Here is a 23,039-nt window from a genome sequence, read left to right on the forward strand (position 1 = left end):
TTTCAATATTTGGTTACATTTTCGTAAACAGAACCGTTACACTAACCCATCTACCGATTCCAATGTAAACACTGACATATCAACGTTATCACGTTCCCCAGATCGCGTTTACCCTTCCCTTATATAAACGTGGTACAGCTCATATGGTTACATATTAATGCAACTAATTAATTCACTCTTACGATCCATTCTCCACGTAAAAACAAAAAAGAGGACCCATGAAGGGTCCCCTCTGTAACCAATGCCTCACATCACTGTGTGCCTGATCCCGATTCTGAATCTTTATTTTTGTCTTTTTTCGGTACACCGTCGAGACCGAATTCCTCGTCATAGGCATCGAAGATCGCACGTGCAACCGGAGCCGCACTGCTCGATCCAAAGCCCCCTTCGGGGATAACCACAGCGACAGCAAGCTTTGGATTATTACGTGGTGCATAGGCGATAAATACACCGTTATCCACCAGTTTACCGCCTACTACCTGTGTCGATGTTCCTGTTTTTCTGGCAAAGTCATAAGGGAATCCGCTAAATGCAGATACCTCGGTTGCCATGCCTCGTTGTACTTCATTCCAGTAGGCATCGTTAAACTCCACCGTGCTCAGTACCTTCGGTTTTACTTTCTCGACCACGTTGCCTTCCGAATCCCGGAACTCTCTAACCAGTTGTGGCTCCATCCGCTTTCCTTTGTTCGCCAGCATTGTCGTGTACTGTGCTAACTGCATGGTTGTGTATTTTCCCTGCTGTCCAAAGGAACCATACACGAGACGAGTCAACGAGCTTTCCGTGTCGTTCATGTAATCCCGTATGCCCAGGAATTCATTCGGCAGATCAACCCCTGTAGATACCCCAAGGCCGAACTGCTTCATGTATTCATCCCATTTGTCAATTCCGGTCGCACCGTATTTTGAGTACATCTTCTTCCCAATCTCATCAATCATGAATACGTTCGAGGAATGACGAATCGCATCACGAGGATACATTGCACCATACACATGCCCTGATGAGTTCTGCACTCTGCGATTGTCCCCACCAAAGGTCGTTGAACCTCTATCCGAATAAACCGTATTGGTAGTGAAGAAACCTTCTTTCAAACCGATCAAGACACTAAGCGGTTTGATGGTGGAACCGAGTAACACGATCGATTCAGCTCGCTTTTTAGAGTCATCCGGAGGGAATGAACGAATCGTACCATTTTGATACACATATTTGATATCATCATACTGATCATTTGTGATACTGCCTGTTCTCCAGATGTTGGTATCATAGTCCGGCATACTGGCAGCAGATACGATTTTCCCCGTATCCACTTCCATCGCAACCGCAAACCCGGTCTTGGCATTTGGATGCAATCGACCGGAAACCGGATTCCGATGAAGCCAACTCAACTGATCCAGAATGGCCTGTTCTGTTTTCACCTGAACGTTCTTGTTAATGCTGGAAATCAGGTCGTACCCTTTCTGCGGCGGGGTAGAACCTGCTACACCTTCAGGCAAGTTACGCAAATCAACATCAACGGATGTATATCCGCTTTTGCCGCGGAGAGCATCCTGATATTGCAGTTCCAGTCCATCAAAGCCTACAAATTCATTTTCCGTATACACAAGACCCGGATCCGTTTGCGTTTTATTGGCCTCGTCCACCTCTTTGTATTTGTCCAAGGACTTCGAACTTCTGAACTTCTTCAGATAACCGATGGTCTGAACCGCTACCGTATCTGGATCGTAGAAACGTACACTCTCCTCGACGATCTGAATACCTTTGAACTCGTCCTTGTGCTGCAGGAAATAAGCGACTTCTTCCTCGGACAGATCACTCTTGATCAGACGTGGCATAAAACCGTTCGCTTTGCGGGAGTTCAAGTCCATCTCTTCAATAATTTTCTCCACCGTAAGTGACTCTGAATCCTTCAGCTTGTACTGTTCAAATACATCGTGCAACCGGGTTGCAATATCCTGCACTTCCCCTATGTTAGGACTCGGTTTCCCATCAACATCCCCATAGTTTTTATAAAGCGTCAGGTAGAGAGACTGAATGGGCTTGGAGTAAGCCAACTTCACCTCCCCTGTAGAATCATAGATTGTGCCTCTCACAGGAGGAAGTGGTACATCCTTGGTAATGTTACTTGCTTCTTCCTGGCTAAGTTCAGGCCCTTCCACGAATTGCAAAAAGGCCAAGCGTACAATAATAACGCTAAAAATAACAAAGGAAGCGAAGAAAAATACGTTCATTCGGTAACTGAAGCGCCGTTTGTCTGTAAGTTCATCCTTCTCATTGGAATGTTTTTTCATCCATCCTACCTCTTTCATGACTTGATGCATACCGCTCAAACTAATTCTTAACGGCATGATAACCTGGCAACGTCGTCATATTCCGGACCCATGTCCGTTGTAATGCTAAGCTGATTGATCCTTTAGATGGGTGTCGGCAAAATTCGGAGGATTAAACCAGTCTCCACTGATCGCCCATGTCGGGTCAAGCGGAACCCAGCTCTCGGAACCACTCAAATACACCTCATTCCACGCATGCGGACCGTACCCTCCCTGGCCGTTATAACCAAGTCCTGTAACCACTTTGACTTCAAGTCCTTGTGAACGGGCCATCACGGCATAAAGACGGGCATAATCAATACATACGCCTTTGCGTGTATCAAATGTATTCTGTGGATTTTGTTCATGCCATATGCCCTTTTGCTCATAGTCATCCACTTTACCATAGTCATACTGAATACGTGAACCTACCCAGTCGTATAGCGCTCTTGCTTTGGCTTCATCTGTCGATTGGCCTTTGACAATCTCACTCGCTGCTGATTCAATGTCCGTCGGAATATTGTGGTCGATGACTTCATATTTGCGTTGCAGGATGCCGCCCAGTTCCTTCTGCACAGCCTGCGTAAAGACGGGTAGCTTGTCCTTGATAAACGTGCCAGACAACGGTTCGATAACCGATTTGGCCCCTTGCATATAGATCGGGGATGCTTCCACATATCGGCTGAACATGCTTCCAGGGTAAAGACTGACAATCATGAACAAAACTGCGATGACAATCATTCCGCGGACGGAGCCTATGATCGTGCCAATGAATGCACCCGTCAAGCGACTAAACATACCTTTAGGCGCACTTTCCTCGGCTGACCTCTGCCTGCTGCTAAAAATAAATGAAGAGAGAAACCCGAGAATCAGTCGGATGAGTCCATAGCTAAGTACAAATAATACAGCGAACCGCATCAGCGGAAAATCTGCAATCGCCGTAACCAACGTATAATACATCTGTTCCCACCGGTTCAACTCACGGTTAGGCATGGCTGAAGCATACTCAGACAGCCACTGCTGTACATATGGCGCAAGCCACAACGTTAAACCGATCGACAACAGAATACCAATGACCGCCATAATGCCATCCATCAGGAACCCAAAGAGTCTGCCTGCTGAACGCGAAGCCCCTCTGGACCAACCCTGCAATAATGAAGCAGCCACAATCAGCAACAGCATAATCGTGATGCCATTCAATTCCTTCAGGCTGTCCAGCCAATTCTGCAGCACGTACCGATTCCCCCTTTACTACGATGCTGGTGCTGTTTTGTTCTCCTGTGCCTGTTCGACAAACGTACGTATCGTTTCATTGTCGAGTTTCCATTCACCAAGTGAAATTCCGCGGAAGGTCACATCAACTTTATCCGATTGAGTTCTGCCCTTAATCTCCACATTGGGACTTGTGATGGTGAACGCTCCATCCTGTCCTTTGACGTATTTCGCTTTGGAAGCTTCCTTAAGCATCATGCTGGTTGCTTCCTTCTTCAATGTGTCCATCGTGCTGGATTGTACGTCTGTTACTGTCTGTTTGATCTGATCAATGGAGATGCCGCTGTATATCAGTAGAGCCGCAATAATGATGATGGCAATCGCCCATTTCAATACGGTTTTGACCACATTCAGAACAAAGAACAATATGATCAATGCAACCACGATCACCAGCCAGTTCTGCATCACAAACTCTTTGATTACTTCTATGTTCATGACTACACCTTCCGTATTAGAATTCATTCGTAACACTCCCGAATATTATACATGATTTCCGAAGCTGCTGTCAGCTAAGCCCTCTCCCTTAAAAATAAACGGTCTAAGTTCGTCCCGCCGGGCGTACAAGTAGTACCATGAGGTTCTGCCGGGCGAACGGGGAACACGTTCAAGACCTGTAGTTTGAACATGCATCGCTTAACAAGGAGGGGCTTATGTGAAAACGGCCATCTGGCTATACCTGTTTTTGTTCCTTGCTGTATTTGATTTGCACGCCCAGTATCCGATTCTGACTCCTTTTTCCATCTCGCTGGGAGCCGCCCCTACCTTCATTGGCTGGATGATGGGCATCTATTCCTTAACACATCTTCCTGGCAATCTGATTGCCGGAACACAAATCGATAAACATGGCAGTCGCCGCTACATTGTATTCAGTCTGCTCGGTGCAGGATTCATCCTGCTCCTGCAAGCCTATGTCCAGACACCATGGCAACTGCTGGCGCTGCGTTCCATCAGCGGTTTTGTACTGGCCTTCCTGTCTCCTGCATGTCTCGCCCTGCTTGCACAGTTATCCAGCGATCCGGTGAAACAGGGGAAGTATATGTCGGGTCACGGGGTAGTACATACCCTCGCATCTGTGATATCACCAGCAGCCGGTGCGATCATTGTAGGTTCCATGGGTTTCTCTGCTACATTTTCAGGCTTGGGCTATCTGCTTATTCTCACTGGTGTCATTGCTTTCATGACGATGCCTCGTGGCATCATCAAGCAGCATGAGAGAGTAACGGAACCTGCCAAACCTGACGTTTCACCAGCAGATGCCACAAGTGCATTCCTGCCGGTGTCCTGGCGATACTTTGCCTTGCCTCTGGTGATTGCCTGTGCCCAAGGAATTCTCTTCTTCGAATTACCCCTGAGGGGAGGAGGACAATCGTCCATCATGTCTACCGGACTGCTGTTCTCTATTATCAGTATTGGGGCACTCTTCACACTCAGCATGTTATTCCTCAACCGGTATTCCCCCAAGCTTCGTCTGGTTGCGGGCGTGCTGTTAATGTCCTTGTGTTTTTTTGTGATGGCAGCCATTCCGCAAGTTCCGTTGTCCACCGTATTATTTGTACTTGGGATGTCCAAAGGCATTATCTTTCCAGCTATGGCAACCCTATTTATCCGTCTGAGCGGAGGCAGCAAGTTGGGCCGCATTTTCTCGCTGCAATCCATCGCCACCTCCATCGGCTCTTTCATCGGCCCCATCACAGCCGGGCAACTTCGTGTCGGGTTATCACCCTATTTCATCGCCTTTGTTTTATTAATGATTGGTATGCTGCTGCTTCCATACTATACATCCAGACGCGAAGCATCCCTGTCCGATCCGAAAAGTATATTGAATTAGGCCTGTTTCAAGCTCTGCTTTCCTACTGTTATAACAGCAATTAGGCCAGTATTTTCATTAGCTTTGCATCATTCCCCCATTTACAGCTAAACTATATAAAATGGACTAACGTTTTACACTCGAACGGAGCGGCCTAGGGATTATCAGCGCCGTCTTTAAGATTTCATCTTTTTCTTGAATATCATCATTAGGTATGGACGATCATTGGAAGTAGTGAAGGGGACGGAATCGATTTTGAAGAAGCGTTAGCGTTCGCCTTTGTCTCCATATTTCAACCTATAAAAAATAAAATCAATCAGAAATTTGGAGACAACAGCGATCGAAGGAACGATCCGTAACCGTAACGGCCACTACTGATCAGAATTAACCTGATGTATTTGAAAAAGAATTTAGAAATCAGAGGTGCTCCTGCCCGCGTGGTGAACAGTGTAAAGAAAGGAGTCCATTTTATATAATCAGTCGATTTTCGCTGCAACATTTCCCGGGGAATGTCGACATAAGCTCTCGAACAAGAGGTGAATATCATGCCTATTCATGTCATTGTGGAAGGTAAGAATGACCGAAGCAAACTGAAACGTCTGGTTGGACCCGAGATCAACATTCTATGTACGTTTGGAACACTTAATTCCCTCAAGCTGGAGACCCTGCGCAAGCAAGTCGGTTACGATGAAGTCTTTTTATTTATGGATAATGACAGTTCCGGCAAAAAAATTAGAGGTGTACTTCGGGATGCTTTCCCGGATGCAGTACAGATGTATACACGACGAGGATATGCGGGTGTGGAAGGAACACCTGATGAGTATATCATTGCCCAGCTGGAAAAGGCCGGGTTAGAGACATACATCCAATACCCTGAACATCCTTCCTATTAAAATGAAATACCAAAAGGCTGCCTTTGGGTTGATATCCAACCTGAAGGCAGCCTTTACAATATGAGTATCAGATGATTATTCCTTAATCAGATTGCGAATATCCTCGGCAATGACAGCAGGCACAACGTCCTCTGTATTAAACGCATTATATACCTTGCGCAGCTGGTTGTTCTCATCCACCAGACCAATCATGTTCATATGGGCAAAATCATCCTTACTCTCCCCATCGATCAGGATCTGGAATGATTCCCTGGCGAATTGTTTGGTTTTGTCCATATCCCCTCGCAAGAAGTACCATCCGGAATAATCCGCATGGAAGCGGTCCGCAAACGTCTTAATCTTCTCTCTTGTATCGACTTTCGGGTCGAATGAAATGGATACAAATGAGACATCTTTACCAAAGGTGTCGTCCTCTTTCAACAGATCCTGCACCTGGGATAACGTAAACGTCGTAATCGGGCAGACATCCGGACAACTGGTGAAATAAAAGTAGAACAAGCGGACTTTTCCTTGCGTATCCTCCAGTGATACTGTACTGCCATCTACATTTTCCATAGAAAAGGATTGGATTTCACGAATCTCGGGTAATTTTTCCTTACTGGCAAATACAGTGCCCCACATCAGATACACAGCCATTATCAGTGCGAGCCCGAGCAGCATCCATGTCCATTTGTACTTTTTCAGCATCTTCCTCGTCCCTTCTGTATCTTCTCTTATGAATACGCATACATATATGAACCCAAAATCACGTTTGTTTCGCTTCATCCATCTACTGTGACATATGTATTCAAAGAAACCTACTTTTTATGAGATTCTATATTATTGTAACGGTTAAAAGGAACAATGCCCATAAATATTTATGTAACATATCCGACCGCGTATTCTCTGATGCAACTTCTCTCAGTATCCGATATAAAGTTTATCATAGGAAACACCAAAATAGTTTGACAAACTGCGTACATTTATTGGGTATAATACAGTTTATTGTTATAAATTTGAAATTAGGGATGTTTTGCATCCTGACAGACGGATATTATACACTATATATGGGTATCACCTAGATAGAGAAGTAATATGCCTTAGAACGATACACCACACAAAGGAGACGTTTATGGATACCTCTACACATTTTGTCATGGGGATTGGTCTAGCCGGTCTAGCTTATGTCGATCCTGTCGTCGCAGCGAGTCCCATGCTTGCAGCTGCGGTAATGATTGGCACGATCGCCGGTTCCCAGGCCCCTGACATTGATACTGCTTTACGTCTCAAAAGCAATTCGCTTTACATCCGGAATCATCGGGGCTTGTCACACTCTCTGCCATTTCTCCTGTTATGGGTTTTGCTCATCACCGGCGTCATTGCACTGATATTCCCTGATGTCCCTATTGGACACGTTGCCACCTGGACCGCTGTGGCCGTAGGCTTTCACGTATTCACCGATCTGTTCAACACCTATGGAACCCAAGCCGCCCGGCCTTTTACGGAACGCTGGATCGCCTGGAACATCATTCATATTTTTGATCCGTTTCTATTCACTACACATGTCATTGCTATCCTGTTATGGGCCTTTGATCTGATCGCCCCTGCACCACTCTTCGTTACGTTGTATAGTTTGACCGGTTTATATTATATATGGCGAACGATTGCTCGTGCACAAGCAGTCAGAAAAGTCAGACGTCTCGACAACAGCCCAGAGCAGGCAAGATACATCGTCATTCCAACGATATCCTGGAACCGCTGGCATGTGGTTAAACGAGTTGAGGACGGCAGTTATGTGATCGGTAAAATGGATGGTTCTAATCTGGTATGGAGTCTGCACGCCTCTTCTTCTACTCATGCGGCCGTTGCTGCTTCACGCAAATCACCGGAAGTCAGTGCCTTCCTCTATTTCACCTCCTATGCGGTGGCAGAGGTTGAAGAACTGCCTGCTGGGTACAAGGTCCGCTGGGCAGATGTACGTTATCGACACCGGAAACAATATCCATTTGTCGCTGTGATTGTGATGGATCGGAATTTTGAAACGATTGATACGTATGTAGGCTGGTTAAGCGATGAGAAGATGGATAAAAAACTTTTATCTGCACGCCCTTGACGAAGTGAGCATGGCAAGGCACAATCAAACTTAGGAACTGATACGCGAGAAAGCCCGGTGCGTTTCCGCCCCGGGCTTTCTGTTTATCCTGTTTTGTTGCTGTTGGTTAAAATAAATTATTTGCCAGACCCAGCCAGAGACTGCTCAGCGATTTGTACCAGACGTTTGGTGATATATCCACCCAAAGATCCTGTTTCACGGGAAGTGTAGTTACCGTAGTAACCGTCTTGTGGGATAGTTACACCCAGTTCCTGTGCAGCCTCCATTTTCAATTGTTGCAGTGCTGCAGTCGCTTGAGGTACCACCAAGTTGTTTGAAGAACGAGATCCTTGAGCCATAATTTATAATCTCCTTTCAATCTGTGTCTGTAATGTATTGCAAGCTTGCAAGATTATTATGGCTCGTAGGCTTCAGGTTATACGGAATTTCACTAAATTTGTAGATGGAGGTTTTTCCCAATGAGTAAAGGCTTATCCTTATGGTTCGCATTCTCTTCGATTATCTTGTTAACGGTTTCAGCAATTATGATCTCCTACTCCGGTTGGTTTGCTGCACTACTGTTTGTCCTGTCCATCGCCAACATTGGCTGGGGATTTGTGATTCGTGCCAAAAAAGAACGTCAGGAAGTTCAATCGGCTGCTTCAGCTTCAGAGCCCACTTCTTGAGCGGGTCAGTTTATAATTCAATAAAGTTCAATAATGAACGCACAAATAAAGAGGAGTCCTTCAATAGGGCTCCTCTTTATTCATGTTAACTATTCATTGCGTGAAATATGAAGGTCTTGTTCAGGACTACTGTTTACGTCTTGGAACAAATCCCATACGTTCTTTCACTGCATCCAACGTTTGAGCAGCAACTTCTTCTGCACGACGGGCTGACGTATCCAGAACATCCGCCAATTCGCCAGATTCACGAATCTCATTATATCGTTGTTGTAGCGGTTCAATCACAGATACAACCACTTCAGCCAGTTCCTTTTTGAACGGACCATACATCTTGCCTTCATAACGCTCAGCCACTTCTTTAAGCGTCATACCTGCACATTCAGCGTAGATGCTCATCAGATTGCTGACTTCCGGTTTGTTTGCCGGATCATATACGACTTCACGTCCCGAATCTGTAGTGGCACGACTGATTTTTTTTCGAATCACATCCGGCGGATCCAGCAGGGCAATATAGCTGCCAGCGTTAGGGTTACTTTTGCTCATCTTTGAAGAGGCATCATCAAGTGACATGACCCGAGCACCCACCTGCGGAATATACGGATCTGGAATGGTGAAGTACTCTCCATAACGGTGATTAAAACGGCCTGCCAGATCACGTGTCAGTTCCAGATGCTGCTTCTGGTCCTCACCTACTGGCACAAGGTCAGCATTGTATAACAAAATATCAGCCGCCATTAATGATGGATACACGAACAGTCCCGCACCAACGGAATCTTTACCGGATGATTTATCCTTAAACTGAGTCATCCGTTCAAGCTCACCCATGGAGGTCAGCGTTGTCATCAACCAGCCCAATTCTGCGTGCTGCGGTACATGGGATTGCAAAAATACGTTAGATTTCGACGGATCAATACCTGCTGCAATAAACAGTGCAGCTACTGCTTCCGACTGTTCACGCAATGCTGCTGGCTCTTGAGCCACGGTGATGGCATGAAGATCAACTACCATGAAATGACATTGATAGTCATGCTGAAGTTTTACAAAATTTTTGATTGCACCAATATAGTTGCCCAATGTGAGCTTACCGCTTGGCTGAATACCTGAAAGTACTGTTTTCATTACCCATAACGCCTCCCTGATTATATATATAAACTCCTGCTATTCTCTGCGAACGCAAAAAGGCCCCACATCCGCAAGGGACGTGAGACCGTGGTGCCACCCTTATTCGCATTTCTTCGATTGCTCCTGACTCTGAATCAAGTCAAGCCGATGAAATGCCTTCATTGTTCCGTAACGTGGATTATACGGCAGACTCTAGTGAGGCAAGCCCATCTCTGGCTTAACCTGTTCAAACCTACACTCAAGGGTCCATTCGGTAAAGAGCTCACACCGGTTCACATCAACCACCGGCTTTCTGAAGAGGATTCTCTTGGCCTACTTATCCCTGTCATCGATTTCATGTCATTCAATTCTAATAAATGCTTTCAGAGTTCCATCTTAATGCGCACAGGCGCGAATGTCAAAATGAGTTGAACTTTTTTACCCGAGACATCAAAATCTGTTATGATGGAATTGCTTATCCTGTTGCCTGCTTCACACGAAATAGCGCAGGAAATAGCTGGCATGTACACAACGACACGCCTGCAGCAGTAGCTTCATCACGACTGCTTGCAGACAGATTTCAAGTGGGAAAAGGAGCATCGATATGAAACAAGTGACCAAAGGCCAATGGAATGGTTACGACACGTATATCCTACATAGCCGTGAATTGGAAATCACCCTGCTGCCGCGTCTTGGAAATAATATTATTTCTATTCGCGATTTAGTGCAGGACAGAGATGTCGTCCGCCGTCCGGATGAAGACGATCTTGCCTTTTATCTGCAGAAGCCGTATCATTTTGGCGTTCCTCTCCTGATTCCACCAGGGCGCATTCATCGTGGACAATTCGAATATGAAGGTGTTCGTTACCAGTTCGATCAAAACACGGCGAATGACAACCATATTCACGGTCTCCACCGTACCCAATCCTGGTGTGTCAGTGACATTGAGGAAGATGAAGACGGCTGTGCAATTACGACTGAATTACTGACCGAAAATGAAGAGCATTGGATGGCTCAATTCCCGATTCCCCTGAAACTTGAGATGACGTTCAGTCTGCAAAACGCTGTATTTAGCCAGCGTCTGCGAGTCACCAATCTGAGTTCAACACCCGCTCCATTCGGGATGGGATATCATACATGGTTTTTGTTAGACGGCAAACCTGCCGACTGGACACTGCAACTGCCTGTTTCCGGAATATACGGACAGAATGAAGAACAACTACCGACAGGTGAACTGGAATCCCTGGGTGAATGGTCTGCTCTGAACGAAGGCATCAATTTGCAGGGACGTAACTGGGATACCCTGTTGAAAGCTACCGAAGGTGAACCGGCTACGGCTTACTTACGCAGGCAAGATGGATATACATTGAAATATTCAGCAGATGAAGCATTTTTCAAACATTGGGTTCTCTTTACCAAAGGTGAATCCGATCAGTTCTTGTGCATTGAACCGTACACTTGGCTCCCGGATGCACCTAATTTGGCTTTATCGGATGAACAAACCGGGTTGATTCGCTTGGAACCGGAACAGCCTGTTGAGTTATTTACACGTATTGAGGTTATACCTCCTACAGACTAAACGAGCTGATCATCCTCTATGTTGTTTTTACGCATATCACCTATATTTTGATATCCAAATACAACTTGTCGACCCGCATTGGGTCGGCTTTTTTATGTGTCCTGTGCACTGATAGTTATCCATATTTTCCCTTACGCCATATCATGTATATTTCCGTATTCTCTAACCATACTAACATCACCAAGCCATAAGGAGGTGACACATATGTACGGAAGTCAAAACCAAGGTAGCGGTAGCCGCTCCAACAACCTGGTCGTTCCCCAAGCAAATGCTGCATTGCAACAATTGAAAATGGAAGCTGCACAAGAGCTGGGTGTAACGATTCCACAAGATGGTTACTACGGTAACTATACTTCCCGTGAGACAGGTTCTCTGGGTGGATACATCACTAAACGTCTGGTACAAATCGCTGAGCAGCAATTATCGGGTCGTTCGTAAGCTCGTAATTAATGCTTAAGTAGCGTTAAAAAAACAAAAGCGGCCTTCTTCGGAAGTGCCGCTTTCTCTTGTGTAACTAATTATGAGGTCGACTCCATATCTGAATCCTTGTATGTATTGGTTCTAGGGTAACGAATCATCAAACTTGCCATATTGTAATTAGACTCCATCGTTGCATCTACCAAAATCATACCTTGTCTTACTGTGAAATCGTACGATATTTCGCCATGTGTCCAATTACGTTTGAATTTCAACGTCTCCAGTGCCATTGCCCGGAAAGAAGTTCTCTGGGTTTCGTTTAGCCCCCCTTCCTCCACATCCATCTGCCCATCTCGTCCAGCTATCGGATTATGTCGAATACCGAATTTCCCAATTACGTTGTTTCGTATTTGCACAAAAACCACCCCTGAATCTAACCCTGACAACTCACGATCAAGTTCTTTGAATACCAGATCCAACTGTCTCGCTAATGAAAGCTCATCAATTTTCATATTAACACTCTCCTTATATGCTTATAGTCCTATACATCAAGGACTTACGACTCATTATATGACATCATATGTGCTCATTCAACAAAGAACGGCAAAGTTGGGTATTTCTAACTATGATTTGCACAATTAATTGCCATTCCACTTCCTTAAACTGAGCTTTTTCACTTAATTACGACAAAATCTTCGAGAACCGAAAATGAGGATTCTGTACAAAAAAAGGCTGCAATCCCGTGTCTGTTAACAGGGGATTGCAGCCTTTTCATAAATATTCAACATATATGTTCAACCTATTTTTGAGTTGCTGTCATCTGTAGAAACTGCTCAATATCGGCAATAACCAAGTCCGCAGCATTTTGCCAGAATTCCGGTTGTGTCAGGTCGGTACCCAGATGTTTCTGAGCAAGTTCTTCGACCGTCATACGCCCTGTATCCCGCAACAAAGCATCGTATTTATCTGCAAATGCCGTTCCTTCTTGCTGTGCTCTCGCATAGATTCCCGCACTGAACATATAACCGAACGTGTATGGGAAATTATAGAATGGCACACCAGTCAGATAGAAATGCAGTTTGGATGCCCAGAAATGAGGATGATCTGATGCAAGTGCACCGCAGAACGCTTCCTGCTGCGCCTCCACCATTAATTTGGATAATTCATCCGCGCTGACCAAGCCCTTTTTACGTTGTTCATAGAAACGATTCTCAAACAGGAACCGGGCATGGATGTTCATAAAGAAAGCCACACTTCGCTGTATCTTGTCTTCCAGCAAAGCCAGCTTCTCTTGCTCATCTGTTGCCGCCTGCACCAAGGCATCTGCTACAATCAGTTCAGCAAACGTGGACGCTGTCTCAGCCACATTCATCGCATAACGTTGATTCAATGCAGGCAACTCTTCCATAATGTGTTGATGATATCCATGACCAAGTTCATGCGCAAGGGTCGACACATTAGACGGTGTCCCGGAGAAGGTCATGAAAATTCGAGTTGCTTTGCTAAGTGGCAAAGACGTACAGAATCCGCCTGGACGCTTGCCAGGACGGTCTTCTGCTTCGATCCAGCGTTTCTCAAAAGCCATCTCTGCAAACGAGGAAAGTTTAGGACTGAACTTGGCAAATTGCTCAACAATATTGATGGCTGCCTCATTGTAAGTGATTTTGCCACTCGATTTACCTACAGGTGCATCTACGTCGCTCCAGCTGAGCTTGTCTACCCCCAGCAGTTCTGCCTTGCGCTCCAGATATTGAACAAGCGCAGGTTTGGCACCGTTAATCACATCCCACATTGTATCCAGTGTCTGACGTGACATCCGGTTAATGGCCAGAGGTTCTTTGAGGATATCATCCCAGCCACGTTTCTCATATAACTTCAGACGGAATCCAGCGAGGTGATTCAGCGTGTCAGCGCAGAAATCTTCGACATCGGTCCAAGCCTGCTCCCAGTTTGCGAATACCGTCTCACGTACATTCCGATCACTATCGCTCAGCTTGTTGGCAGCCTGTCCTGCGGAGAGCATCACCGTTTCCCCATCTTGCTCAAATGGAATGTTCACCTTGCTGACAATCGTGTTGTAGAATTTGCCCCAACCATGGTAACCATCCACACCCAGATCCAGAGCAAGACCTTCCAGTTCAGGCGACAGCTTCTCACGAGCCAGCGTGCGACTCTCGTTCAGTACAAATGCCAGCGGCTGAATATCTTCCCGAGCAATCCAGGCGTCCCACACCGAATCCGATGTCTGACTGAGTGTATTATCGAACTTCGATTTGCTGCCGTTCAGCATCGCTGCAATAGAACTGATGGCGCCCTGAAGCTGCGTTGCCTTTTTGTCCTTCTGGTTTTGCGATGAGAGGCAGGATACAAACGCAGAACCTTCCGATACGCGCATATAACAGCTTTGCAGCAGTTCCAAAATCGGATCAAACGCAGCCGTCTCTTCTAATGAAGTCGGTGCAGGTGTTTCGTTCAACAGATGTTGCAGTTTACGTACATCCTCTTCCAGTTCAATCAGATACGCAGCGAATGTCTCGGAGGAAGAACCTCCACTAAAAATGGACTCCAGATCCCATACGGGGTGTAATGGCGTTTTCATTTAATAAGGCACCTCTCTCTATAAATTGGATGGTTAGGATTGAATTAAAAACTGGTTTTCTGTCAGCCATATCTCTATACTAGAGAAATAGCTACAGAGGTTGTTCAAAAAGTCCACTTTTGATTACGAATCATGCCTAACGGCATCATCAGCATCGAATATGAAATTCAGCCGAAATGTCCGTTGCTCACGTAGTTTGCCTACGCTCCGCTACTCCATTTCTAGCTTCATTCCATCTTCTCGGTACTGAAAACCAGACTTTTTGAACATGTATTCATAGTAACTTTCAGGAGGTAAACGTATGAAACCTTTACAAGTATCGGCTGATACAGCCGTCAAATTAGCAGAATCCCTGGGCGTACCTTTGGAGCACCTGATGCACATGCCCCAACATATCCTGATGCAGAAGATTGCGGAACTCGCCAAACAAGAAGCCTCCAAACCTTCCGCACCAGAAGGCGAACAAGAATGATTCCGTTTGAGAACAGCTGGCCTTACGATATTGTGATGGGAGACATCTATGTACAGCAATGTCCCTACTGTCATGCAAGCAACGTGCTGCTCCCCCTCAAACCAAAAGAGCTTGTGCTCATTCGTGAAGGCAAAAAGAAATTACTGGTCTTTCCCTGCTGTAATACAAGCATGACCGTGATCGACAACGACAGTGACTATTTGTTATCCAGCCGTCCTGTCCGTAACTAATGCAAGATCAACTTAGAGGGGGCTGCGCTTTGCAGCCTCTTTGTCTGTTTCCAGCATCTCTTCAGGGAGTTCCAACTTACTTGAAATCATCTGCTCACGCAGCACGGCCCACTGTTCCCTTGAAGCACGAATCATGGCCGCATCTGTGATCCGCTTGTCATGAATGACCTTGCTGAACCATTGCACCGCTTCATTAAACCGTCCTACCCTGCGGTTCAATTCCCCGAGCAAATACAACAGTTTGGCTTCATTGCCACCCGTTCCTTCACGTTCGAACACCTTCACATAGGCTTCCAGGCTAAATTCAAGAAAACGATGTTCCTGTGCATGGTCCTCCATATAACGATACAACCAAGCTATATGATGCAACAGACCAGCGACGACACGATCTTTCTCCTGGATAACCTGTGCGCACAGCAAGGCAAGCTTGTACGTTGCCAACGCCTGTTCCAGTGTTCGTGCTCCGCTATAATCACGTTTTACCCAACGGTTACCGATCTGTTCCTTAAAAGCCTTGCGCTGAGCATCATTTAAATGCTCCGTTGCGTTCTCCGTCGAGGCAAACCCGCACTGCGGACAGATGCGAACCACATAAAAATCTGGATTCTCCAGCTTGTAGTACGCACAAAAATCCGAATCCGTCCGGTAGGGTCTTTTCAAACTCGGTCTTACCCGTGAGGTCTCATACTCGGTTTCGCAATAATGGCAGGTGACTTTCACCTTATACAGCGGCTCTAATTCCAATCTATTCCATCCCTCTCCCGTACGCTCGTAATCATATTCGGAACTATGGTGTATTCACAAAATGATGTGCAGGCCCGGATAAACGCTGCAGGATAAACGAATGCAAGGGCTCCTCCACACCAATCTGTGTTAAGGCTTGATCCATACATGCAAGCCACGCCTCAGCCCGTTCAACCGTCACTTCAAAATGCATATGACGGGCACGCATCATCGGATGTCCAAACGCCTCGGAAAACAGCCCTGGGCCTCCAAAAAACTGAGACAAAAACATATACTGCTTGTCGATGACCGGCTGAATATCTTCCGGGAAAAGCGGAGCCAGCTGCTCATTCTGCTGAACGATTGGGTAAAATGCCTCGACCAGTGCGCGAACACCTTTCTCACCGCCAAGATTGTCATAAATACTTAAACTGGGATTCATTCGTCTGATTCCCCTTTCTGATGTCGAATTTTGCCATATATTACACGTTCCGTGAACATTGTGAAAACAGTAACAATATCCAGGCTCCAAAAGCCTTTATCTCCATTCTATCAAAAAAAACCAAAAAGTCCTATATAACATGAATCATCAGGACATGTAACCTGCCATCTGTATATAGGACTTTCTTCAAAACATAACACAAAAAAAGCGCCAACCGCATAGGTTGGCGCACTAGATATTCCATTAATAACTCCGCCAGTCCTCTTCCTCAGAGCGTACCAGCGAGGCACGTATCACATATACAAAAGCACAGACCAGGATTCCGGTGACAAGACTCATGATCATCACTCCATCCGAATTGAATTCCACCTTGGAGACAATTAGGTGACGTTCAGGCGTTTTTCTCATTTTAGCACACATCACTCAAAAACACAGCCACTTTTGCAAGCGCTTTCTACGTATAATTTTGTACTGTTTGTCCACTTTTTTTCATATATTGATGGCAATAACATCACAGACTTCGCACACCGACCATTCCAAAAATAAAGGAGAAGAATTCATGGCTGCTTCACAAAGACTCACCCATGTCCTGGTCACACTCGCTCTCCTGATCCTTTGTGTGTTAATGGTCTTGTATCCAGCGGAAACCTGGCATGCGGGTGTACGCGGACTGTCCATCTGGTGGGACGTATTGTTTCCCTCCCTTTTTCCTTTTTTGGTGCTGTCCGAGCTGCTGCTCGGCTTTGGCATTGTTCATTTTCTAGGTACCTTGCTAAATCCACTGATGCGTCCATTGTTTCGTGTTCCCGGAAGCGGTGGTTTTGTATTTGCCGTGAGCTGTGCATCCGGTTATCCTACAGGGGCTAAACTGACCGCCCAGTTATGGGAACAAAAGCTGGTTACCCGGGAAGAAGGAGAACGGCTCGTTGCCTTCACGACATCATCCGATCCGATCTTCATGATTGGAGCGGTATCAGTTGGATTCTTCCATAATGTCGCCATTGCTCCAGTATTGGTTGCGAGCCATTACGCTGCAGCTTTTCTGGTGGGTATGCTCATGCGTTTTCACGGGGGTACAGCGCAAGGCTCACAGCCAGACATCTCTTCTGCATCCCCATCGGAGGGGATACCTAGAAACAGACTGGTCCGGGCCATCTATGCGATGCATGAAGCAAGAAAGGCTGACGGACGGGCATTCGGTGAACTGCTGCGCACGGCAGTCTCCTCATCCCTTCGCCTTATTATTATCGTAGGAGGGCTGGTTGTATTCTTCTCGGTCATGATGGAGCTACTTGTCCAGACCGGTTGGCTTGGCGGATTATACGGGATAACCGAGCAATTGTTACGACATAGCGGACTGCCTCCATCCTTATCTCCTAGCTTGGTCGGCGGGCTGTTTGAAGTAACGCTGGGGAACAAAGAGGCCGGGAGTGCCGGGGCATCCATCCCACTCGTCTATAAAGTAGCTGCAGCAGCCTTTGTTCTCTCCTGGGGCGGATTATCCGTCCATGCACAGATTATGAGTGTTCTTAGCAACACACCCATGAGATACGGTCCTTTTCTATTTGCCAGAGCAATTCATGCGCTAATCGCACCTGTCCTGGTCCTGCTGTTGTGGACACCCATGATGGGGCGTTCCTCTTCACCCGTTCTCATGGAGCCCGGTTTCATCCCATCGTTATCAACGTATACACCCGATTGGGGACTGATTTTCTTGTCCGGAATGATTGTTTTTGTAAGCCTCATCGTATTGTTGTTATTCCTTGCGATATTAAGTTCCATTCTCAAGCCTAGACGACATGCCAAAAAATAAGTGAACGATTCATCTATATTTAACTGAATATGCGCCCAAACGTTGTGTTCTTCCGCGGAATTGATTATCATCGGTAGTATAATGACCACAAAGGAGCTTTCATCTTGAGATACTATGTTCAAGACCGCGGAGACCAGTTATCGATTGATCTCAGTCAGCAGTTTCACGCGCTGGCGAAGGAAGAAGGGTTCAAGCTGGATGCAGAATCGCCGGAGATTGTTATCTCCATCGGGGGCGATGGTACGATGCTACAGGCGTTTCACAATTTCATCGACCGTATTCCGGATATTGCTTTTGTTGGGGTTCATACAGGCCATCTCGGCTTTTACGCCGATTGGAAGAAGGAAGAATTACGGGAGTTAGTCAGGCTGATGAGTGGCAAAGGAGATCCGGAGCGTCTCAAACCACGCATTGTGCAATACCCGCTACTGGAGCTTGAGATTCGGAAAAAGTCGGGGAATACCTCTTACATCGCCCTTAATGAATTTACGTTAAAAGGGGTAGACGGTACCGTCGTGGCCCAGGTCGATATTAACGATGTGACATTTGAGATGTTCCGTGGGGATGGCATCTGTGTATCCACGCCATCAGGCAGCACGGCATACAACAAGGCCCTTGGCGGTGCCATGGTTCATCCGACCATCGAGGCGATTCAGATTGCGGAGATTGCATCGATTAATAACCGGGTCTATCGGACACTTGGTTCACCGATTATTTTGCCCAAGCATCATCATTGTGATATTTTCTCCCGCAAGGATCAGCGGTTACTGATGACCATTGATCATGTGAATGTGATGGTGGAGGATCTGATTTCCGTCCGTTGTCAGGTATCCAGTCACAAGGTCAGTTTTGCACGTTTCCGCCCTTATCCATTCTGGAACCGGGTTCGCACCGCATTTCTTGACTAAAATAAACACAGCAAAAAAGCGGTCCTTCTCAGGAACCGCTTTTTGCTTTGGCTTGAGGTTGATCCTTGCTCTTCTGAAGTACAAAGTACGCGCAGCCAAAGTTACAATATTCATTGATATAATCCACCATACTGGCGATCGTGGAATCCTTTGTCGCTTTCGGATGGTTATCACGGTAAAAACCTTTTAACCTCAACTGGCTATAACCCCAGTCCCCGATAATATAATCATAACGCTCCAGCACTTCACTGTAACGATCACGGAAGACCTCTGGATTCCAGCCTTCTTTGTGGTTCTGGACGATTTCATAATTTTTGCCGCCGATCTGTACAATGACCGGTTCTTTGGGCTTTTCTTCAACTGATTCAACAACCGATTCCTGAACTGGCTCCTGGATCTGTTCCTGAAGTTGGTCCTGAATCTGTTCTTTGATTTTTTCTTCTTCCAATCCGGTATCCTCCATCACGCGTGTGTTGCCGCCTGTTCAGCATGTTTGGTAGCCGATTTCACCTGTTCATGCGCATGGTAGGAGCTGCGTACCATCGGACCGGACTCGACGTGGCTGAATCCACGTTTTAATCCTTCCTGTTTCAATGCAGCAAACTCCTCTGGCGGATAATACTTTTCAACATACAGATGTTTCTCCGATGGCTGCAAATATTGACCAATCGTCATAATATCACAGTTCACCGCACGAAGATCATCCATCGTTGATAAAATTTCATTATATTCCTCACCTACACCAAGCATAATGCTTGATTTCGTAGGGATGTTAGGTTGCATTTCTTTGGCACGAGCAAGCAATTCCAGTGAACGTTTATATTTTGCCTTGGCACGCACTTTGTCTGACAACCGCTCAACTGTCTCAATATTGTGATTCAGAATGTCCGGTTTGGCATCCATTACAATCTGCAAAGATTCCCGATCGCCCAGAAAGTCTGGAATGAGTACTTCAACGCTGCACAATGGCAACCGTCGCCGTACGGCCTTCACCGTCTCTGCAAAGATCGTAGCTCCCCCATCCTTCAGGTCATCACGGGCTACACTTGTAATTACGCAGTGTTGCAGATTCATCTGCTCTGCTGCTTCCGCCACACGTTCTGGTTCCTGCAAATCAAGCTCCGTTGGCAAGCCTGTATTCACCGCGCAAAAACGGCATGCCCTTGTGCAAATATCGCCCAAAATCATAAAAGTGGCCGTTCGATTGGCCCAGCATTCATAAATATTCGGGCACCGCGCTTCCTCACATACCGTATGCAGCGTTTTGGAACGCATCATCGTTTTCATTTCCTGATAGTTATCGCCGGTTGTCAATTTGATCCGAATCCAATCCGGCTTCGGTTCTTTAACACGTTTTGCCAATGCATAAACCTTCTTTCTACTGAAGTTAGGCTGTTGCTCGGAACATATTATACCATGAAAGCGCTGGAAAAACCCCCATTTGTCACATCTTGTGCATTCATGCCCGATATGGACAATTTGTATAATTCGATTCCGCCCAAGAGCTTACATGGATAAAATGAGAACTTTTGAAGAACGCTAACCTTTAGCTTGGTTCATCGGGTACCTTGTATCATTCTAATGGAAAGGGGCTGCTTCCCAGTGCAACAACGCTTGACCTTCAGGTACACGTACCACTTTTGGATCAAAACATTACTTGCAGGTACTCTGCTTCTCCCATTCTTGCCTGTTGAAGTTTACAGTGAACCCGCCGAGGCCGCTCCCAAACCACAGGCTGCCGAGTTAAAACCCGCAGAAATTTTCGCTGCACGTCGCCATTTATATGAAACCATTGGTCAGATGACCCAGATTCCCTGGTACAGGCTTGCCGCAATTGATCAGTATGAACGAACGATTACTCGCGCACACCCAAAGGATCGCAAGCATCCTGAACGGCTTACAGGTATCTTCATGACCCCTCCGGCCTGGAGAGGATGGTTAAATCCCGATGAGACGGATCAACATCCGGAATCCATTCTTTTTTTCAAAGGATATGGACGTGATGGTTCAGGAGACGGTATAGCGGATGCCAACAATGATCAGGATGTGCTGTACAGCATGGCTTCTGTTATTCAAGGTTATGGAAACAAACAAGAGGACTTCAACATTGCTTTGTGGGAATATTATCACAACTCCCGTGCTGTGCAACGGATACAGCAATTCGCGAAGTTATATGAGCATTTTGACAATCTGGATCTATTCGGACATGCCTTTCCGGTCCCGCTCGGAACCAACTACTCCTATCGCAGTACCTGGGGGACGAAAAGAAGCTGGGGCGGTTATCGCATTCATGAGGGAACAGATATTTTCGCTCCGCATGGCCTGCCTGTACGCAGTACCTGTTATGGGGTCGTGGAAATCAAAGGCTGGAATCCGTTTGGCGGCTGGCGCATCGGAATTCGGGATTTGAACAACCATTATCACTATTACGCTCACCTTTCGGGTTTTGACAAAAGTGCACGCGTCGGTGAAGTTGTGATCCCCGGTCAGGTCGTAGGTTGGGTGGGTAGTTCGGGTTACGGGAAACCTGGGACACAGGGCAAATTCCCTCCACATCTCCACTATGGGATCTACCGGGACAGCGGACTGCACGAATGGTCGTTCGATCCTTATCCACAGCTGAAACATTGGGAACAGGATGAACGCAAACAAAAGAACAAGAAAAGTAAGTAAAACGAGGATATGCACGATCAGCAAAGCGAAACAGGGACCTCTTTAATAGAGGCCCCTTTCTTTGTTTTACAATTCAAATTTGTGTGTATCATGGGTGCGTGTCCTTATTGAGCTGCAATCCCCCATTCACATCAGGCAGATCATCCGGCTCAATTTCAAGTTCATTCCCTTGCATATGGTCTGACGGCGTCTGTTGCTGGTTCTGGCTAGGTGGATTCGTAGTTACTCCATTACCGCTTGATACACCCGTATGACCTGATGGCAGCGCAATAGCTGGAGCATTACTACCGTTACTGCCCACTGGCTTGCCCTGATTATCGTAATAATACATTGGCACATCCCCGACAACCAGCAGGTAGGAAATCGGGATTTCCGTATCAACCGTTTCGGGCTCCATGTCGAAGGGCACCACGACCGCGACCTCAGCAATGATGTGAATGTACACTTCCACCAAAATCATGTTAATACCCGCATTCTGTTGACGGGTGTTCAGATCCACTTTGACAGCGCCTTGGGGCTCAATACGAACCGGTATACTCGGGCCAAATGAAGCCAACACCGGACTGCCCAGCGCCTGCCCCAGTGGGATTTTTTCTTTTAACATGTGTACATTCTGCAGCGTGGATTGCACAATATTCATCGTACTTGCAGTGATTCGCATATGCTCATTGTAATTCAGCATGAAACCGGACACTTTCCCGGCGGTATCCGTCTTCCAGTCAATCAGTCCTTCGTTGGTTTTGCCATCGGCAACCTGTGCTGTAATCGCCTTGTTAATCGCTTCAGTCGCAATCTGCTTCACTCTGATCTTGGCCAAGTGCATGATGGGGGGCTTCATCTTTTTATCCACATAAGCAAAGCCCTGCATCAAACAAAACGCAGTGACCAATAAAATGATCAACCACATTTTGCGTTTGCCGCTTGGCGGCTTACGGCGTCTCCGGCTTCGCCATTTTCTTCTCGTCATCGAAGTGTCCCTCCCCTACGGGATGAGCTATAGGCTATATGTTAACCTTATGCACCGTTGTCCCGAAAAAGAAGGATAGT

General features: G+C 46.4%; 25 protein-coding genes and 1 other annotated feature. Of the genes, 11 read left to right on the plus strand and 14 right to left on the minus strand.

The window, feature by feature from the left end; genetic code table 11:
* Positions 1-251: 251 nt before the first annotated feature.
* From MKY66_RS24735 to MKY66_RS24745, 3 genes are all read right to left on the minus strand, one after another.
* Positions 252-2,288, minus strand: a complete 2,037-nt coding sequence (locus MKY66_RS24735; protein ID WP_076211025.1) for a penicillin-binding transpeptidase domain-containing protein — start codon at positions 2,286-2,288, stop codon at positions 252-254.
* 105 nt (positions 2,289-2,393) lie between these two features.
* The gene (locus tag MKY66_RS24740) at positions 2,394-3,539 is read right to left on the minus strand and encodes a transglutaminase domain-containing protein (RefSeq protein ID WP_036605735.1); all 1,146 of its coding nucleotides are present in this window, start codon (positions 3,537-3,539) and stop codon (positions 2,394-2,396) included.
* A gap of 18 nt (positions 3,540-3,557) precedes the next feature.
* Complete coding sequence (locus MKY66_RS24745) at positions 3,558-4,040, minus strand: ATPase (RefSeq protein ID WP_174806458.1); 483 nt, start codon at positions 4,038-4,040, stop codon at positions 3,558-3,560.
* A gap of 190 nt (positions 4,041-4,230) precedes the next feature.
* Between MKY66_RS24745 and MKY66_RS24750 the strand changes: the two genes are divergently transcribed.
* Both MKY66_RS24750 and MKY66_RS24755 read left to right on the plus strand, forming a co-directional pair.
* A complete protein-coding gene (locus MKY66_RS24750) occupies positions 4,231-5,406 on the plus strand; it encodes an MFS transporter (RefSeq protein ID WP_076211023.1) in 1,176 nt (391 codons plus the stop codon).
* A gap of 524 nt (positions 5,407-5,930) precedes the next feature.
* The gene (locus MKY66_RS24755) at positions 5,931-6,278 is read left to right on the plus strand and encodes a toprim domain-containing protein (RefSeq protein ID WP_036605733.1); all 348 of its coding nucleotides are present in this window, start codon (positions 5,931-5,933) and stop codon (positions 6,276-6,278) included.
* 75 nt (positions 6,279-6,353) lie between these two features.
* On the opposite strand, the gene MKY66_RS24760 is transcribed toward MKY66_RS24755, so the two are convergent.
* The gene (locus MKY66_RS24760; protein WP_036605732.1) at positions 6,354-6,965 is read right to left on the minus strand and encodes an SCO family protein; all 612 of its coding nucleotides are present in this window, start codon (positions 6,963-6,965) and stop codon (positions 6,354-6,356) included.
* Positions 6,966-7,389: 424 nt separating this feature from the next.
* Here MKY66_RS24760 and MKY66_RS24765 point away from each other — a divergent pair, with 424 nt between their 5' ends.
* A complete protein-coding gene (locus MKY66_RS24765) occupies positions 7,390-8,370 on the plus strand; it encodes a metal-dependent hydrolase (protein WP_076211021.1) in 981 nt (326 codons plus the stop codon).
* Between the two features lie 116 nt (positions 8,371-8,486).
* On the opposite strand, the gene MKY66_RS24770 is transcribed toward MKY66_RS24765, so the two are convergent.
* A complete protein-coding gene (locus MKY66_RS24770; protein WP_056702318.1) occupies positions 8,487-8,708 on the minus strand; it encodes an alpha/beta-type small acid-soluble spore protein in 222 nt (73 codons plus the stop codon).
* Between the two features lie 120 nt (positions 8,709-8,828).
* Between MKY66_RS24770 and MKY66_RS24775 the strand changes: the two genes are divergently transcribed.
* Positions 8,829-9,035 carry a hypothetical protein gene (locus MKY66_RS24775; protein ID WP_076211019.1) on the plus strand — a complete coding sequence of 69 codons (207 nt, stop codon included), beginning with the start codon at positions 8,829-8,831 and terminating at the stop codon, positions 9,033-9,035.
* A 126-nt stretch (positions 9,036-9,161) separates the two neighbouring features.
* Here MKY66_RS24775 and trpS read toward each other — a convergent pair whose 3' ends face one another.
* Positions 9,162-10,154, minus strand: coding sequence for a tryptophan--tRNA ligase (gene trpS, locus MKY66_RS24780; RefSeq protein ID WP_036605729.1), 993 nt, complete (start codon positions 10,152-10,154; stop codon positions 9,162-9,164).
* Between the two features lie 73 nt (positions 10,155-10,227).
* Positions 10,228-10,495 (minus strand) — a binding site (T-box leader).
* 245 nt (positions 10,496-10,740) lie between these two features.
* Between trpS and MKY66_RS24785 the strand changes: the two genes are divergently transcribed.
* Together MKY66_RS24785 and MKY66_RS24790 are read left to right on the plus strand one after the other, a co-directional pair.
* Positions 10,741-11,715 carry an aldose 1-epimerase gene (locus tag MKY66_RS24785; RefSeq protein WP_036673298.1) on the plus strand — a complete coding sequence of 325 codons (975 nt, stop codon included), beginning with the start codon at positions 10,741-10,743 and terminating at the stop codon, positions 11,713-11,715.
* A 204-nt stretch (positions 11,716-11,919) separates the two neighbouring features.
* A complete protein-coding gene (locus MKY66_RS24790; protein ID WP_076211017.1) occupies positions 11,920-12,153 on the plus strand; it encodes an alpha/beta-type small acid-soluble spore protein in 234 nt (77 codons plus the stop codon).
* An 80-nt stretch (positions 12,154-12,233) separates the two neighbouring features.
* Here the strand turns inward: MKY66_RS24790 and MKY66_RS24795 are convergent, their stop codons facing one another.
* A complete protein-coding gene (locus tag MKY66_RS24795; RefSeq protein ID WP_076211015.1) occupies positions 12,234-12,644 on the minus strand; it encodes an O-methyltransferase in 411 nt (136 codons plus the stop codon).
* 287 nt (positions 12,645-12,931) lie between these two features.
* Positions 12,932-14,731, minus strand: a complete 1,800-nt coding sequence (locus MKY66_RS24800) for a M3 family oligoendopeptidase (protein WP_076211013.1) — start codon at positions 14,729-14,731, stop codon at positions 12,932-12,934.
* A 301-nt stretch (positions 14,732-15,032) separates the two neighbouring features.
* On the opposite strand from MKY66_RS24800, the gene MKY66_RS24805 reads away from it, so the two are divergent.
* The gene (locus tag MKY66_RS24805; RefSeq protein ID WP_017692379.1) at positions 15,033-15,203 is read left to right on the plus strand and encodes a YycC family protein; all 171 of its coding nucleotides are present in this window, start codon (positions 15,033-15,035) and stop codon (positions 15,201-15,203) included.
* The gene (locus tag MKY66_RS24810; RefSeq protein WP_017692378.1) at positions 15,200-15,433 is read left to right on the plus strand and encodes a hypothetical protein; all 234 of its coding nucleotides are present in this window, start codon (positions 15,200-15,202) and stop codon (positions 15,431-15,433) included. Before MKY66_RS24805 ends, MKY66_RS24810 begins: the two co-directional genes overlap by 4 nt.
* 12 nt (positions 15,434-15,445) lie before the next feature.
* Here the strand turns inward: MKY66_RS24810 and MKY66_RS24815 are convergent, their stop codons facing one another.
* From MKY66_RS24815 to MKY66_RS24825, 3 genes are all read right to left on the minus strand, one after another.
* Positions 15,446-16,177, minus strand: a complete 732-nt coding sequence (locus MKY66_RS24815) for a DUF2225 domain-containing protein (RefSeq protein WP_076211011.1) — start codon at positions 16,175-16,177, stop codon at positions 15,446-15,448.
* A gap of 43 nt (positions 16,178-16,220) precedes the next feature.
* Complete coding sequence (locus MKY66_RS24820) at positions 16,221-16,598, minus strand: globin (protein ID WP_036605723.1); 378 nt, start codon at positions 16,596-16,598, stop codon at positions 16,221-16,223.
* A 243-nt stretch (positions 16,599-16,841) separates the two neighbouring features.
* On the minus strand, positions 16,842-17,006 hold the full coding sequence (locus MKY66_RS24825) for a hypothetical protein (protein WP_155984997.1): 165 nt from the start codon (positions 17,004-17,006) through the stop codon (positions 16,842-16,844).
* 151 nt (positions 17,007-17,157) lie between these two features.
* On the opposite strand from MKY66_RS24825, the gene ylbJ reads away from it, so the two are divergent.
* Both ylbJ and MKY66_RS24835 read left to right on the plus strand, forming a co-directional pair.
* Positions 17,158-18,411 (plus strand): sporulation integral membrane protein YlbJ, encoded by a 1,254-nt coding sequence (ylbJ, locus tag MKY66_RS24830; protein ID WP_076211009.1) that lies wholly within the window; start codon positions 17,158-17,160, stop codon positions 18,409-18,411.
* A gap of 104 nt (positions 18,412-18,515) precedes the next feature.
* Positions 18,516-19,319 carry an NAD kinase gene (locus tag MKY66_RS24835; protein ID WP_076211007.1) on the plus strand — a complete coding sequence of 268 codons (804 nt, stop codon included), beginning with the start codon at positions 18,516-18,518 and terminating at the stop codon, positions 19,317-19,319.
* 28 nt (positions 19,320-19,347) lie between these two features.
* On the opposite strand, the gene MKY66_RS24840 is transcribed toward MKY66_RS24835, so the two are convergent.
* Both MKY66_RS24840 and lipA read right to left on the minus strand, forming a co-directional pair.
* A complete protein-coding gene (locus tag MKY66_RS24840; RefSeq protein WP_256704225.1) occupies positions 19,348-19,767 on the minus strand; it encodes a YutD-like domain-containing protein in 420 nt (139 codons plus the stop codon).
* Positions 19,768-19,781: 14 nt separating this feature from the next.
* A complete protein-coding gene (lipA, locus tag MKY66_RS24845) occupies positions 19,782-20,681 on the minus strand; it encodes a lipoyl synthase (protein ID WP_017692371.1) in 900 nt (299 codons plus the stop codon).
* Between the two features lie 240 nt (positions 20,682-20,921).
* Here lipA and MKY66_RS24850 point away from each other — a divergent pair, with 240 nt between their 5' ends.
* A complete protein-coding gene (locus tag MKY66_RS24850; RefSeq protein WP_076211005.1) occupies positions 20,922-21,992 on the plus strand; it encodes a M23 family metallopeptidase in 1,071 nt (356 codons plus the stop codon).
* Positions 21,993-22,080: 88 nt separating this feature from the next.
* Here the strand turns inward: MKY66_RS24850 and yunB are convergent, their stop codons facing one another.
* Positions 22,081-22,959, minus strand: coding sequence for a sporulation protein YunB (yunB, locus tag MKY66_RS24855; RefSeq protein WP_076211003.1), 879 nt, complete (start codon positions 22,957-22,959; stop codon positions 22,081-22,083).
* Between the last annotated feature and the right edge of the window lie 80 nt (positions 22,960-23,039).

The organism is Paenibacillus sp. FSL R5-0766, assembly GCF_037971845.1.
In the GTDB taxonomy this organism is placed as follows: Bacteria; Bacillota; Bacilli; order Paenibacillales; family Paenibacillaceae; genus Paenibacillus.

Bases quoted from the DNA above. Each gene is read 5' to 3' on its own strand.
- MKY66_RS24735 (WP_076211025.1), bottom strand. From the start codon at position 2,288: ATGAAAAAACATTCCAATGAGAAGGATGAACTTACAGACAAACGGCGC.
- MKY66_RS24745 (WP_174806458.1), bottom strand. From the start codon at position 4,040: ATGAATTCTAATACGGAAGGTGTAGTCATGAACATAGAAGTAATCAAA.
- MKY66_RS24755 (WP_036605733.1), top strand. From the start codon at position 5,931: ATGCCTATTCATGTCATTGTGGAAGGTAAGAATGACCGAAGCAAACTG.
- MKY66_RS24760 (WP_036605732.1), bottom strand. From the start codon at position 6,965: ATGCTGAAAAAGTACAAATGGACATGGATGCTGCTCGGGCTCGCACTG.
- MKY66_RS24765 (WP_076211021.1), top strand. From the start codon at position 7,390: ATGGATACCTCTACACATTTTGTCATGGGGATTGGTCTAGCCGGTCTA.
- MKY66_RS24770 (WP_056702318.1), bottom strand. From the start codon at position 8,708: ATGGCTCAAGGATCTCGTTCTTCAAACAACTTGGTGGTACCTCAAGCG.
- MKY66_RS24775 (WP_076211019.1), top strand. From the start codon at position 8,829: ATGAGTAAAGGCTTATCCTTATGGTTCGCATTCTCTTCGATTATCTTG.
- trpS (WP_036605729.1), bottom strand. From the start codon at position 10,154: ATGAAAACAGTACTTTCAGGTATTCAGCCAAGCGGTAAGCTCACATTG.
- MKY66_RS24785 (WP_036673298.1), top strand. From the start codon at position 10,741: ATGAAACAAGTGACCAAAGGCCAATGGAATGGTTACGACACGTATATC.
- MKY66_RS24790 (WP_076211017.1), top strand. From the start codon at position 11,920: ATGTACGGAAGTCAAAACCAAGGTAGCGGTAGCCGCTCCAACAACCTG.
- MKY66_RS24795 (WP_076211015.1), bottom strand. From the start codon at position 12,644: ATGAAAATTGATGAGCTTTCATTAGCGAGACAGTTGGATCTGGTATTC.
- MKY66_RS24800 (WP_076211013.1), bottom strand. From the start codon at position 14,731: ATGAAAACGCCATTACACCCCGTATGGGATCTGGAGTCCATTTTTAGT.
- MKY66_RS24805 (WP_017692379.1), top strand. From the start codon at position 15,033: ATGAAACCTTTACAAGTATCGGCTGATACAGCCGTCAAATTAGCAGAA.
- MKY66_RS24810 (WP_017692378.1), top strand. From the start codon at position 15,200: ATGATTCCGTTTGAGAACAGCTGGCCTTACGATATTGTGATGGGAGAC.
- MKY66_RS24820 (WP_036605723.1), bottom strand. From the start codon at position 16,598: ATGAATCCCAGTTTAAGTATTTATGACAATCTTGGCGGTGAGAAAGGT.
- MKY66_RS24825 (WP_155984997.1), bottom strand. From the start codon at position 17,006: ATGAGAAAAACGCCTGAACGTCACCTAATTGTCTCCAAGGTGGAATTC.
- ylbJ (WP_076211009.1), top strand. From the start codon at position 17,158: ATGGCTGCTTCACAAAGACTCACCCATGTCCTGGTCACACTCGCTCTC.
- yunB (WP_076211003.1), bottom strand. From the start codon at position 22,959: ATGACGAGAAGAAAATGGCGAAGCCGGAGACGCCGTAAGCCGCCAAGC.